The organism is Microbacterium shaanxiense, from assembly GCF_054779995.1.
Window position 1 is genome coordinate 169,804 of sequence record NZ_BAAGXE010000001.1, and the last position, 12,844, is coordinate 182,647.

A 12,844-nucleotide genomic window follows, 5' to 3' on the forward strand; every position below is an offset into this window, starting at 1 on the left:
GTGCGCGGATCGCGCAACCTCGGTCAGCTTATCGGCAGGGCGGATGCTTCGGCTAGAGGCGGCGACCGACGTCCGTGCCCCGGCCTAGACTCGTAAGGTCATGACCGAAGCTCCTCTCATCGTTCCCGCCGTTCCGGGCCAGCCGGGCCAGGACGACCTCCTGGCCGGCCTCAACCCCCAGCAGCTCGAGGCGGTCACGTATCGCGGCCCCGCGCTGCTCATCGTCGCCGGTGCGGGCTCGGGCAAGACCAGCGTGCTCACGCGACGAATCGCCTCGCTGCTGCGAAGCCGGGAGGCATGGCCGAGCCAGATCCTCGCGATCACCTTCACCAACAAGGCTGCGGGTGAGATGCGCGAGCGCGTGGTCGATCTCGTCGGTGATGCTGCGCGCGGCATGTGGATCTCGACGTTCCACTCCGCGTGCGTGCGGATCCTGCGTCGCGAGGCCGACCAGTTCGGCTTCACCAAGTCGTTCACGATCTACGACTCCGGTGACTCGCGCGCGCTCATCAAGCGGCTGGTGAAGGAGCACGAGGCCGACGCGTACGGGCTGACGCCGGCATCCACGCAATCGCGCATCTCGAAGCTCAAGAACGAGCTCGCCGACGCCGAGTCGTTCGCGCGCCAGGCCAACATGTCCGACCCCGCGGAGCGCAAGTTCGTCGAGATCTTCTCCGACTACCAGCGTCAGCTGCGCAAGGCCAACGCCTTCGACTTCGACGATCTCATCGGCCAGACCGTGTTCCTCTTCCGGGCGTTCCCGAAGGTCGCCGACACCTACCGACGGCGTTTCCGGCACATCCTGGTCGACGAGTACCAGGACACCAACCACGCCCAGTACGCGCTCATCCACGAGCTCACGCGACCCGTGTCGAGCGATTCTCCGGATCCATATGCCGCGAACGGCATGATGATCTTCGAGCCGGAGACCACGCCAGAGCTCCCCGGTGCTTCTCTGACCGTCGTCGGTGACTCGGACCAGTCGATCTACGCCTTCCGCGGAGCTGACATCCGCAACATCAGCGAGTTCGAACGCGACTTCCCCGGGGCCCGCGTCGTGCTCCTCGAGCAGAACTACCGCTCGACGCAGAACATCCTCTCCGCAGCCAACGCCGTCATCGGCAACAACTTCGACCGCAAGGACAAGAAGCTCTGGAGTGACAGGGGAGCGGGCGACAAGATCGTCGGCTTCACCGGCTATTCGCAGCACGACGAAGCCCAGTTCGTCGCCGACGAGGTCGAGGCGCTGCACCGTTCGGGCATGCCCTACTCCGAGATGGCGGTATTCTACCGCACGAACTCGCAGTCGCGTGCGCTGGAGGAGATCTTCATCCGCTCGGCGGTGCCGTACAAGATCATGGGCGGCACGAAGTTCTACGAGCGCGCCGAGATCAAAGACGCCATGGCCTACCTCATCGCGGTCGCGAATCCCGCAGACGAGATGTCCGTTCGCCGCATCCTCAACAAGCCGCGGCGGGGCATCGGCGACGTCACCGAGACCGCGATCGCACGTTTCGCCGAAGACCGCGGCATCTCGTTCCGCGATGCTCTGTCTGTGCCGGCCGAACTCGGTGTCGGCCCGAAGATCCAGGCGGGCATCGGCCAGCTGGACGCCGTGCTGAAAGAGGCGACCGAGATCCTGCTGCCGTCGTCAGGCGAGGTGCCGCCGTCGACCTCCGTGGCCGAGGGGCTCACGCTGCTGCTCGCGAAGAGCGGGTACCTCGACGCGCTGCGTGCCAGCCGCGACCCTCAGGACGAGGCCCGCGTCGAGAACCTCGACGAACTGGTCGCCGTCACCCGTGATTTCGCCCGCAACAACCCGGACGGCACGATCGTCGACTTCCTCACCGAGGTGGCGCTGGTCGCCGATGCTGACGACCTGGACGACGAGTCCGGCTCGGTGTCGATGATGACGATGCACACGGCCAAGGGACTGGAGTACGACGCGGTGTTCGTGACCGGCGTCGAAGAAGACCTCATCCCGCACCGCATCTCAGCCGGAGAACCCGGTGGCCCGCAGGAGGAGCGCCGTCTGTTCTACGTGGGCATCACGCGTGCGCGCAAGCGACTGCACCTTTCCCTCGCGATGACCCGCGCGCAGTTCGGCGAGGTCTCGGTGGCCATGCCGAGCCGGTTCCTGCAGGAGATCCCCGGCGACCTGGTCGACTGGCGCCAGTCTCCGGGAGACGTGAACTCCCGCGGCGGCATGCAGTCGCGTGCGCTCAACGCACGTCGCGGCGGCGGATCCGGCGGCTTCGGCTCGGGTGGTGACCGCTTCGGCGTGAAGCCGCTGGCACCGCGCGACACACTCAAGCCGCTGTCGACCTCGATGGACAAGTTCCCCAACAAGGTCACCGGCAAGGTGCGCGACAACGGCGACCTCGAACTCGCCGACGGCGACCGCATCCGTCATTCCGATTTCGGGGAGGGACGAGTGGATGCCGTCACGGGCGAGGGCGCGAAGCGCATCGCTCACGTGCGATTCGAGTCCGCCGGGCTGAAGAAGCTCCTCATCAAGATCGCACCGATCGAGAAGCTGTAGCGGGCTCAGCCGTTCGGGTTCGCGCCGGCCATGGCTGCGGCATCCCGTACGGCGTCATCGAAGCCGGCCGATTGCGACAGGCCGGCGACACCGAGACTGCGGCCCTGCGGGTCGCTCGCGATGACCCGCATGCCGCGCGCACGGCACCAAGTGGCCAGCGCGGCGAGCATCCATACCGCGACGGATTGCAGCTGCGTCACCTCGGTGAGATCCAGAACGATGACCGCCGGTGAATCGCGATCGGCCGGGCGCGCCTCGAGCCAGGTGTCGAGATCGAGCAGCAGACGCTCGGCGCCGTCGAAGTCGATGTAGCCACGCAGACGCCACACCGCCAGGTCGTCGGCGTTCTCCTGCAGGATCTGCGAGGCGACGTCGTCCTGTTCCGCGCCGAGCCCGGCGGCCAGCTCGTCATTGGCGGAGGTCACCTCGGCCGCCGACAGCGTCAACGGACGATGCAGCACGTGAAGTCCGAACCGCGTCGCGAGCTGCTGAGCCGCCGCGACGCCGCGCACGCTCGCACCGCTCGCATCCAGTCGCGGGCTGAACAGGCCCAGACCGAACTCACCGGGCGAGCTCGCGACGAGTCCACCCGCGACGCCGGATTTCGCCGGAAGGCCGGCGCGAAGCAGCCACTCGCCCGCGTAGTCGTACATGCCGCACGTGGCCATGATGGTCATGACGTGCTGGCAGGTCTCCGCACTGGTCACACGCAGCCCCGTCAGCGGGTTCACGCCGCCGTTCGCGAGAGTCGCCCCCATCACCGCGATGTCGCGCGCGGTGACGAGCACGGAGCACTGCCGGAAGTACGTGTCGAGCGTCTCGGTCACAGGCGCGGTGAGCGAGCCAGCGCCGCGCATCAGATAGGCGAGCGCGCGGTTACGGTCGCCGGATTCCTGTTCGGAGGCCAGCACGGCATCGTCCACGCTCAGCTCGCGGCCGGCGAAGGCGCTGAGGCGGGCGAGGATTCGTTCGAAGCGCTCTTCGGCCGACCGCCCTGTGACGAGCGACGTCGTCACGATCGCGCCCGCGTTGACCATCGGGTTCGGGGGTCTTCCGGTGCCTGCCTCGAGTTTGACGGAGTTGAAGGCCTCACCGCTGGGCTCCGCTCCGACTCTGTCATGCACTGCGTCCAGCCCCTGATCATCGAGCGCCAACGAGTACACGAACGGCTTCGAAGCGGACTGGATCGTGAACTCCACGCCCGTGTCGCCGCTCTCGTAGACACGGCCGTTGAGTCCGCACAGGGCGATCCCGAAACGCTCCGGATCGGCGCCCGCCAGTTCCGGGATGTAGTCGGCGACCGAACCTCGCGTGTCGCCGACGAGTCGATCGTGCACGACGTCGAGAAATGACGTGACGATGTCGGAGAGCTTCTCGGGGGCTGCCATGGGCCCATGCTACGGGCCGGGCGGGCGCCACTGATCTCGCGCACGATCAGCGTGGATGCCGGCGTCAGTGCGCTGCGGGTTAGGCTGATCGATATGGCATTGTTCTCCCGCCGCAAGAAGACCGACGACGCGCCGTCCGAGTCGCAGACGCCGATCGAGGCGAATGCTCTCGACGAAGCCGTCGAACAGGAGCAGGCACCCAGCGAACCGGTACCCGAGATCGGGATCTCGGTTCAGGCGTTCCGTGGAGTCGGCGCGACGGCCGGACCCGAGGTGAAGCTCCCGGATCCCGATGAGTCGAAGCCGAGCAGCCCTGTCGCGGCAGCGCGCCCCACGGCACCTGCGCCGGCGCCCGTACCTGAGAAGCGCTCGCTTCCGCTCGCTCCTGCGCTGCCGCCGGCGCAGACCGAATCGGTTCCCGGCATGAAGGACAACGTGCTGCTGCGCACCGCGCTCGCCGAGATCGAAGAGGGCGCGACGAACGAGCAGTTGATCGGCGTTCTGAGGCAGATGCTCCAGGGCCACCTCTTCCTGCGCGTGAGCGGCGATGCACGCGCGCAGATCAGTGAGGGCAAGCCGCTGTCGGTGGCCGTGGTGCGCGACGGCGATCGGGCGTTCATGCTCGCGTTCAGCTCGGCGGTCGCCGTGCGCGATTCCGTGCAGCGCGAGACGGATCCCACTGCGACCTCAGCCGTCGCGCAGCCGGTGACCGCTGTGCTGCAGCAGGTCATCTCCGGTGGCTTCACGGGGCTCATCGTCGATAACGCCTCAGGGGTGCACCGCGCGGTGTTCCCGGTCGAGATCCTGAAGAAGGCGCTCGAGCAGGCCGACGCCGAGATGACGATCAAGTCTCTCCTCGCCGCTCCGCGCGAGCAGGACACGGCGCAGAAGGTCGGCGACGCTCTCGCCAAGACGAAGGTCTGGGTCGCTGTCAGCGACGGCACGAGCGGTGCGCAGGTCGGCATCGCCGAGGCGCAGACCACCGATGGGCGCCGCTTCCTGCAGGTGTTCTCGCACCCGCTCGAGGTCGTCGCCCTCGGACGTGGCGACAAGCCGCTGCCGTTCAGCCCCGAGCAGCTCGCGAAGGTGCTCACCAGTCACGCGGGGATCGCCGGGGTGCTGGTCGATTCGGCAGGGCCGTCGCTCATCGTCGAACGCGATGCGCTGGGCGCGGTGCTCGTCCTCGCGGTCGATCTCGGCGACTGAGACTACCGCGTTCGGATCGCCCGCCCTAGTCTCGGAGCATGGCTTCTGAGCGCGTGACGTTGACGATCTCCGACCCGGAGGGGGAGCAGGAGATCGACCTCTCCAGCCCGAACAAGGTGATCTGGCCCGACGCCGCAGACGGCGGTATCACCAAGGGCGAGTTGGCGGACTACTTCCAGGCTGTCGCTGAGCCCTTCCTCAACGCGAACGGCAACCGGCCGGTGTCTCTGGAGCGCTTCCGCGCGGGCATCGGGGGAGAGAGCTTCTTCTCCAAGAACCCGCCCAAGGGCACCCCCGACTACGTGGATTCCGTGACGGTGACGTACAACAGCGGGCGTCAGCATCCGCAGATCGTCCTCAATCGACCCAGTGCGATCGTGTGGGCCGCGCAGATGAACACGATCGTCTTCCACCCGTGGGCGTCACTCGCGACAGATACTGACAATCCCGTCGAGCTGCGCATCGATCTCGACCCGCAGCCGGGAACCGACTTCGCGGATGCCGTCACCGCCGCGCACGGTCTGCGCGAAGTGCTGCGCGAGGGCGAGCTCGAACCGTTCATCAAGACCAGCGGCAATCGCGGCCTGCACGTGTTCTGCCCGATCCAGCCCACGCACGAGTTCCTCGACGTGCGTCACGCGGTGATCGCCGCCGGGCGAGAACTGGAGCGGCGGATGCCGAAGCAGGTCACCACGAACTGGTGGAAGGAAGAGCGCGGTGAACGCATCTTCGTCGACTTCAACCAGGCCAACCGCGACCGCACGATGGCCGGTGCCTACAGTCCGCGCGCGCTCCCCGCCGCGACGGTGTCGACGCCGGTGGGATGGGACGAACTCGACGGTCTGGATCCGACAGCGTTCACCATCCGCAGCATCCCCTCCCGTCTGGCAGAGATCGGTGACCCGTGGGCGGGTATTCAGGACGAGCCCGGTCGGATCGACACGCTGCTCAAGTGGTGGGAACGCGATCTCGAGAACGGCCTCGGCGAACTGTCGTTCCCTCCGGACTTCCCGAAGATGCCAGGTGAGCCGCCCCGTGTGCAGCCCAGCAAGAAGGTCGCGGAGAACTGGGATGCCGAGGGCAACCGCGTCGAGGACTGAGCGACCAGCGCGAATCGACTCGCTCGCTCAGTACGACGGCGCCTCGTAGGTCTTGGCGGCATCCGGGTCGCGGATGCTCTCCGGATCCTGCTCGATGTCGATGTTGTCCGTGTCGTCGCCATCACCGGCGAACCAGACGAAGACGGTGCCGCCGGCGATCGGTGCGTCCGGGATGGGCGTGTACAACTGGCCCGTCGCCTGCTGCTGCCCGGAGGGCGTCGGGTAGCTCACGGTGACGGAGAACAGCGGATGATCGCCGAGCCATGTGTTGTGGAAGTGGACATGTTCGACGACGCCCTGCACACGCCTGCCGATCTCGTGAAGGGCCTTCCTGCGCACGATGTTGTCGCCGTGGGTGCGCGTCTCGCGCGTCGCGCTGCGGATCCGTCGCCAGGCGAGAGCCGCGAAGATGATCGAGACGGCTGCGATGATGAGGATGGCCAGGGGATCGGTCGGATCGGCTGATGCGATCGAGGCCGTGGCGACGAGTGCGCCGATCGCCGCGCCCGACAGGGAGGCGGCGGTGCCTGCATCGGACATGAGCGGCAGTCTGGCCGTCCAAGTAGGCGAGTAGTCGACGGCGAATGCGGCGAGTGACCCGCCGATCAGGCAGCAGGCGGCGAGCCAGGGATCGCTCGGCCGAGCGGGCCAGAGCGGCCCGATCGGAATGATGACCGGTACCAGGTACGCGGCCAACGCCCACGCGCCGACGGCAGTGAGGGCGCCGGTGATCCCCAGCAGCACGATGAGTGCCTTCCAACCGCGCATGGTCGCCTCCTTGTGGAAAGGAGGTTATCAAGCGGGGGCGTCGCTCCCGATCACAGGTCCGCGATCACACCAGGACCTCGGCGAGGTCGTAGCCGGCCACGGTTTCGAGCTGGTCATAGGTGCACGAGCGCGCATCGCGGTCGGGTCGCCAGCGCTCGAACTGCACGGTGTGCCGGAATCTGGCACCCTCCAACTGGTCGTAGCGGACCTCGAGCACCTTCTCCGGGCGCAGCCGCACGAACGAGACATCCTTCGAGCCCGAGAACCTGCTGCGCTCGCCCTCGCCCGTCACCGCGGCGCCGTCCTCATCGCGCTCAACGAGCGGCGCGAGTTCGTCGACCAGTTCCTGGCGCCGCCTGTCGCTCCACGCGGCGACGCCGCCGACCTGACGGAGGACGCCGTCCGCGTCGTAGAGGCCCACGAGCAGCGATCCGACACCGGAGCCCGACTTGTGGATGCGGTAGCCGAGGGCCACAACATCGGCCGTGCGGGCGTGCTTGACCTTGATCAGCGTGCGCTTGCCCGGCGCGTAGGGCTGATCCAGGGGTTTCGCGACAACGCCGTCGAGGCCGGCGCCTTCGAACTCTTCGAGCCACTGCCGGGCGGTGTCGGGATCCTCGGTGGTGCGCGTGAGGTGGAGCGGATGGTGCGTCTCGCCGAGCAGCGCTTCAAGTCGCGCCCGGCGCTCTCTGAACGGCCGCTGCTGGAGATCTTCATCGCCGTCGGCGAGCAGATCGAACGCGATGAACATCGCCGGGGTCTCGGCGGCGAGCCGAGCGACGCGGGATGCTGCGGGATGGATGCGCTGGCTGAGTGCCTCCCAATCAAGTCGCTGCGCGCCCGGCTCGCCGGTGGCGACCACGATCTCGCCGTCGAGCAGGCACGGGCCGGGGAGGATCTCGGACAGCGCCTCGACGAGTTCGGGGAAGTACCGCGTGAGGGGCTTCGCCCCGCGCGAGCCGATCTCGAGCGCGTCCCCGTCCCACGCGATCAGACCGCGGAAGCCGTCCCACTTCGGTTCGAACAGCATCCCGCCGCCCGTCTTGGCAGGGTCGGGGACGGCGGCTGCGGCCTTGGCGAGCATGGGGGCAGGGATCTCGTACAACATGCGTCCATCATCCCGGTACCCGCGTCGCCGCGGAAGGGCGCTCTTCGGTGCGCAGAATGGTCTGGCGCTCACAGCCAGACGTGTCATCCTGAGAACGATGAATGAAACACAGGGGCCGACCCCCGCAGGCACGTCCCGTCCATACCGCAACCTCACCGAGGCGCTTCGCGCGCACCGCATCGACGCGCAGAACCACGAATACATCACCGCGATCACGGATGCCGTCGGCATCTCCTCGTTCATCGATCGCGGTCGCTACATCGAAGCGATCCGCACCGACGACGGTGCGCCGTTGCACATCGGCAAGACGTACACGAACGGATTCACCGAGGGCGAGCAGATCGTCGTCGGCGGGACCGTCCTGCGGCTGCGCCCGAGCGAGGGTCGTGAGCCGTACTTCTACGTGACCCATCCCAGCGAGTTCCGCCCGATCGCGGAGAAGACCGCTTCTGCGCGCGCGCCGCGCAAGGCGGCATCCGCAGTCAGTGCACCGCGCCCGACGAAGACGATCGAACGCGACTACGGCACATGCGACGTCTGCTTCATGGTGCGCAACGCATCAGGCGGGTGCAGCTGCGACTGAGTTCCTGCAATCCGCCACGGCCTCACCAGATCACTGCGATCGCGGCGTTGGCGAGTGCGAGCCCGCCGACCAGCGAGATCCAAAGGCCGATGTCCATGACAGATCTCACTTTCAGTGTGGTTGCGCGCGGGGAGGTAGTGGTCGGGAACGGTGGATGCTGAAGAGCACGGCGAGTGCGGCTGATCCGACGACCTGGTAGACGAGCCACACCGGCCCTGAACCGGAGACGCCTTGGCTTGCGCCGTGATCTGGAGTCATGGGGCGTGCAGTTCTGGGGCAACGTCCAGCAGGGTTCCATCTACCACGGGCTCCGGAAGTTGCATGATGACGGCCTACTCGCGCAGGCGGCGACGGAGCATGGTGGGGCGGGGCCGGTACGCACGACCTACACCCTCACAGCAAAGGGCGAAGCTGCCTTCCACAGACTGCTCGAGAAGGCACTCAGCTCCGATCGCGCAGACCTCGCCATGACGATCGCTGGAATCGGCTTCATGACCGAGCTGACCCGGGAACGGGTGCTGGACCTGCTGCGCATGCGCGTGCGCTCGTACACGGAGTGGCGAGCCCGCGTCGTCGATCCATATGAACAGGAACCCGACGCCGATTGGCAGCATCACGTGGAGGCGATTCGGCTCTGGGCTCACACCGCGGACAGCGCACTCGAATGGACGCGAGCCCTCATCGGTCGGCTCGAGGGCGGGGCCTACGTGATGGCGGGAGAAAGCTGAGGGATACCCGCGTCAGTTGAGGTCCGACTGCAGGCGGCGGGTGACCTCGGCGATCGGCATCGCCCGCGGGAAGACCGCGACCACCATGTCGTCAGGCGCTTCGTCCGCGCTGTCCGGAAGAACGCCGTACCTGCGACGGACATCGTCCAGGGCGCTCTGCAGCACCGAAGGGGCGACGCGCTTCGTCCCGCGGAGCAACTGACGAAGCACGTGATTGTGCACCGCGGTGACGAGGGCGGCGAAGCCGACGGCGTCGAGCGGATCGATGCCGGGCAGCGCGCCCCGAAGGTGCTCGTCGAACAGCCGCTCGTAACGGAACACCGTCACGATCTCGCGCTCGCGCAGCGCCGGCACCTGCCGTACGACCTGATAGCGCAGGCGGGCGATCTCCGGGTCGCGGGCGAAGTGGGAGAAGACGTGCTGGGATGCCTGGCAGACGGCCTCCCACGGGTCGCGGTGGCCTTCGGCGAGAAAGGCCCGCACCTCCTCGAGGAGTACTTCGTGGTCGGTGAAGACGACGTCCTCTTTGCCTCCGAACTGGCGGAAGAAGGTGGAGCGTGAGACGCCGGCGGCTTTGGCGATCTGCTCCACCGAGGTCTGGTCGAAGCCCTGGGCACGGAACAGGTCGAGCGCTGCGGCCACGACGCCGGTGCGCGGTTCTGCGTTCTGCTGCATAGCGAGAAGCCTAGACGTGTGCGCGCAGGATGCGTGTGCACACGGATGCGTGCTCAGCGCAGTTCAGAACGGTGGGGCGATTGCGGAAGAGGTCGGTGGTGGCTTGCTCTGGTGTCCGGTGGGTGTGGTGACTTGGACTGAGTTGTCTGGGCGGGTGCGGTAGATCGCTCGGGTGAGGTGTCGGTGTCTGTGGTCGCGGGGGCAGAGGGGTCGGAGTTCGTGGAGGTTGGTTTTGCCGCCGTGGGCCCAGGGGGTTTTGTGGTCGATGTCGGCGTCTTGGGCGAGGCGGTTGCAGCCGTCTCTGGCGCAGGTGCCGTGCTGAAGGGCGAGCCATTCGCGTTGTGCCCGGGTGGCGCGGCGGGAGCGGCGGTCCATGTCGATGACGACGCTGCGGATCGGGTCGATGATCACCCGGCGGAACGCGTTCGCGTCGAGGAACAGTTGCTTCGCGGTGAGCGGATCGATCGGACCATGCCCGACAAGCTCCGCCTGCCGCGGTGCCGAGTCCGCAGGGCGAGCAGCACCAGCCGCACGTTCGGCGTCGAGGAGCTCGACAGGGATGGTGACGAAGATCTTCGTCTTCACCGCCGTGTCGGTGCCGACCCCGCGCAACCACGCCGAGCACAGGTCCGCGCGGATCTGATCCCTCGTACGGCACTCGTCCGGATGCTTCTGCAGGTGCTTCGCGGTGGACGTCAACCGGCGCTTCGCGGCGATCGCCTCGACCGTCGGGATGTACGCCATGAACCAGCTCATGCCGTCCTCATCCTCCTGCACCACCACCCGACGCTCCCGCACCTTCCGGCCGTGGCGCGTGTCCACCCCGACCGGATCCAGCCGGTCCACCAGGGTGCGCAGCCGGCGCAGGAACATCGCCGGTGGACACGACAGCGCCCACTCGGACGCGGCCTCGTCGATCAGACGCATCGCCTCACGTTCGAGGTCGAGCTCCTCCTCCGACGCGCCGACATCGGCACGCACCCGCGCCAACGCGCCGACGGTGCGGCCGACGAGATACATCGACACGAACCCATCCCTGGCCTGCGCCCACAGCAACGGCAGATGCGCCATCGCCTGCTCCGCCGTGAACAGCACCCCACGCACGTACTCCTCCGAACACCGAAGCCGCAACGCGATATCGAAGATCGCCGCACGCACCGCCTGATCCACGGCATCCTTATCCGCCGTGTGGTGCACATACACCTCAGGATTACGACGCGCCAACGCGACAGCATCCACAATCCGACACGACCGCCTCGCCTCATACCGATTCAGATCGACATCCGCACACTGCAGATCATCCAACGCAGACTCGACGAAGAACGCCGCATCACGCGGCCGATCATCCACATCATCGAACCAAGGTTCCATGAATCCAGACTAGCCGAAATGTACGAACGTCACAATGGGTATGAATCGGAAAGAGGAACATACCTACGACTCTGAACGACGGGCGGGCGACGCGGAGTGCTCAGACGGAGGTAGTAGGCTTGAGGACTGGTCGATGTCTCGACATCGAGAGACTTTCCGGACCGAGACCCAGTGAAGGAAGCACAGTGGATCTGTACGAGTACCAGGCACGAGACGTTTTCGAGAAGTACGGAGTGCCGGTCCTCGCCGGTATCGTCGCGGACACCCCCGAGGAGGTGAAAGCGGCAGCAGAGAAGCTCGGTGGAGTGGTCGTCGTCAAGGCGCAGGTCAAGACCGGTGGCCGCGGCAAGGCCGGCGGCGTGAAGGTCGCCAAGACCCCCGATGAGGCGTACGAGGCCGCGAAGTCGATCCTCGGCCTCGACATCAAGGGCCACATCGTCAAGCGCGTCATGGTCGCAGCCGGCGCCCGCATCGCCGAGGAGTTCTATTTCTCCGTGCTGCTCGACCGCGCGAACCGCTCGTACCTGTCGCTCTGCAGCGTCGAGGGTGGCATGGAGATCGAGCAGCTCGCGGTCGAGAAGCCCGAAGCGCTCGCTCGCATCGAGGTCAACCCGCTGACCGGTATCGACAAGGACAAGGCCGTCGAGATCGCTCGCGCCGCGAACTTCCCCGAAGACCTCATCGAGAAGGTCTCGGACGTCTTCGTGAAGCTGTACGAGGTCTACAAGGGCGAGGACGCCACGCTCGTCGAGGTCAACCCGCTCGTCCGCACCGAAGACGGCGACATCATCGCCCTCGACGGCAAGGTGACCCTCGATGAGAACGCATCGGAGATCCGCCACCCCGAGCACGAGGCGCTCGAGGACAAGGACGCCGCAGACCCGCTCGAGGCGAAGGCCAAGGAGTCCGGGCTCAACTACGTCAAGCTCGACGGCCAGGTCGGCATCATCGGCAACGGCGCAGGACTCGTCATGTCGACGCTCGACGTCGTCGCCTACGCCGGCGAGAACCACAACGGCGTGAAGCCGGCGAACTTCCTCGACATCGGCGGTGGAGCATCCGCTGCCGTCATGGCGGCCGGTCTCGACGTCATCCTCGGTGACCCGCAGGTCAAGAGCGTGTTCGTGAACGTCTTCGGCGGCATCACCGCGTGCGATGCCGTCGCGAACGGCATCAAGGGTGCGCTGGAGACGCTCGGCGACACCGCTTCCAAGCCGCTCGTGGTGCGCCTCGACGGCAACCGCGTCGACGAGGGTCGCGCGATCCTCGCCGAGTACGCCCACCCGCTCGTCACCCTCGCCGCCACCATGGACGAGGGCGCTGACAAGGCCGCCGAGCTGGCGAACGCCTGATCCGCCGCTGAGACACAAGGACT

11 protein-coding genes are annotated in these 12,844 nt (G+C 67.0%); 6 read left to right on the forward strand and 5 right to left on the reverse strand.

Annotated elements, in window-relative coordinates; translation table 11 throughout:
- The first annotated feature begins 100 nt into the window (after positions 1-100).
- Positions 101-2,542, forward strand: coding sequence for an ATP-dependent helicase (locus tag ACYVG2_RS00765; protein WP_460779233.1), 2,442 nt, complete (start codon positions 101-103; stop codon positions 2,540-2,542).
- Between the two features lie 5 nt (positions 2,543-2,547).
- Here ACYVG2_RS00765 and glsA read toward each other — a convergent pair whose 3' ends face one another.
- Positions 2,548-3,930 (reverse strand): glutaminase A, encoded by a 1,383-nt coding sequence (glsA, locus tag ACYVG2_RS00770; protein ID WP_460779234.1) that lies wholly within the window; start codon positions 3,928-3,930, stop codon positions 2,548-2,550.
- 93 nt (positions 3,931-4,023) lie between these two features.
- Here glsA and ACYVG2_RS00775 point away from each other — a divergent pair, with 93 nt between their 5' ends.
- Both ACYVG2_RS00775 and ligD read left to right on the forward strand, forming a co-directional pair.
- A complete protein-coding gene (locus ACYVG2_RS00775; protein ID WP_460779235.1) occupies positions 4,024-5,136 on the forward strand; it encodes an SseB family protein in 1,113 nt (370 codons plus the stop codon).
- Between the two features lie 38 nt (positions 5,137-5,174).
- A complete protein-coding gene (gene ligD, locus ACYVG2_RS00780; RefSeq protein ID WP_460779236.1) occupies positions 5,175-6,236 on the forward strand; it encodes a non-homologous end-joining DNA ligase in 1,062 nt (353 codons plus the stop codon).
- Positions 6,237-6,263: 27 nt separating this feature from the next.
- Here ligD and ACYVG2_RS00785 read toward each other — a convergent pair whose 3' ends face one another.
- Entirely contained in the window at positions 6,264-7,004 is a 741-nt protein-coding gene (locus ACYVG2_RS00785; protein WP_460779237.1) for a hypothetical protein, read from the reverse strand.
- 64 nt (positions 7,005-7,068) lie between these two features.
- Positions 7,069-8,112 (reverse strand): ATP-dependent DNA ligase, encoded by a 1,044-nt coding sequence (locus ACYVG2_RS00790; protein WP_460779238.1) that lies wholly within the window; start codon positions 8,110-8,112, stop codon positions 7,069-7,071.
- A 97-nt stretch (positions 8,113-8,209) separates the two neighbouring features.
- Here ACYVG2_RS00790 and ACYVG2_RS00795 point away from each other — a divergent pair, with 97 nt between their 5' ends.
- Both ACYVG2_RS00795 and ACYVG2_RS00800 read left to right on the forward strand, forming a co-directional pair.
- Complete coding sequence (locus tag ACYVG2_RS00795) at positions 8,210-8,695, forward strand: hypothetical protein (protein ID WP_460779239.1); 486 nt, start codon at positions 8,210-8,212, stop codon at positions 8,693-8,695.
- Positions 8,696-8,931: 236 nt separating this feature from the next.
- Entirely contained in the window at positions 8,932-9,423 is a 492-nt protein-coding gene (locus tag ACYVG2_RS00800; protein ID WP_460779240.1) for a PadR family transcriptional regulator, read from the forward strand.
- 12 nt (positions 9,424-9,435) lie between these two features.
- Here ACYVG2_RS00800 and ACYVG2_RS00805 read toward each other — a convergent pair whose 3' ends face one another.
- Both ACYVG2_RS00805 and ACYVG2_RS00810 read right to left on the reverse strand, forming a co-directional pair.
- Positions 9,436-10,098 carry a TetR/AcrR family transcriptional regulator gene (locus ACYVG2_RS00805; protein ID WP_460779241.1) on the reverse strand — a complete coding sequence of 221 codons (663 nt, stop codon included), beginning with the start codon at positions 10,096-10,098 and terminating at the stop codon, positions 9,436-9,438.
- Positions 10,099-10,161: 63 nt separating this feature from the next.
- Positions 10,162-11,469, reverse strand: a complete 1,308-nt coding sequence (locus tag ACYVG2_RS00810) for an HNH endonuclease signature motif containing protein (RefSeq protein WP_460779242.1) — start codon at positions 11,467-11,469, stop codon at positions 10,162-10,164.
- Between the two features lie 185 nt (positions 11,470-11,654).
- Here ACYVG2_RS00810 and sucC point away from each other — a divergent pair, with 185 nt between their 5' ends.
- On the forward strand, positions 11,655-12,821 hold the full coding sequence (gene sucC, locus ACYVG2_RS00815; RefSeq protein WP_448965240.1) for an ADP-forming succinate--CoA ligase subunit beta: 1,167 nt from the start codon (positions 11,655-11,657) through the stop codon (positions 12,819-12,821).
- Positions 12,822-12,844 lie beyond the last annotated feature (23 nt).

Excerpts from the sequence above, each read along its gene's own strand:
- glsA (WP_460779234.1), bottom strand. The coding sequence starts at position 3,930 with ATGGCAGCCCCCGAGAAGCTCTCCGACATCGTCACGTCATTTCTCGAC.
- ACYVG2_RS00785 (WP_460779237.1), bottom strand. The coding sequence starts at position 7,004 with ATGCGCGGTTGGAAGGCACTCATCGTGCTGCTGGGGATCACCGGCGCC.
- ACYVG2_RS00810 (WP_460779242.1), bottom strand. The coding sequence starts at position 11,469 with ATGGAACCTTGGTTCGATGATGTGGATGATCGGCCGCGTGATGCGGCG.
- ACYVG2_RS00805 (WP_460779241.1), bottom strand. The coding sequence starts at position 10,098 with ATGCAGCAGAACGCAGAACCGCGCACCGGCGTCGTGGCCGCAGCGCTC.
- ligD (WP_460779236.1), top strand. The coding sequence starts at position 5,175 with ATGGCTTCTGAGCGCGTGACGTTGACGATCTCCGACCCGGAGGGGGAG.
- ACYVG2_RS00775 (WP_460779235.1), top strand. The coding sequence starts at position 4,024 with ATGGCATTGTTCTCCCGCCGCAAGAAGACCGACGACGCGCCGTCCGAG.
- ACYVG2_RS00765 (WP_460779233.1), top strand. The coding sequence starts at position 101 with ATGACCGAAGCTCCTCTCATCGTTCCCGCCGTTCCGGGCCAGCCGGGC.
- ACYVG2_RS00790 (WP_460779238.1), bottom strand. The coding sequence starts at position 8,112 with ATGTTGTACGAGATCCCTGCCCCCATGCTCGCCAAGGCCGCAGCCGCC.
- ACYVG2_RS00795 (WP_460779239.1), top strand. The coding sequence starts at position 8,210 with ATGAATGAAACACAGGGGCCGACCCCCGCAGGCACGTCCCGTCCATAC.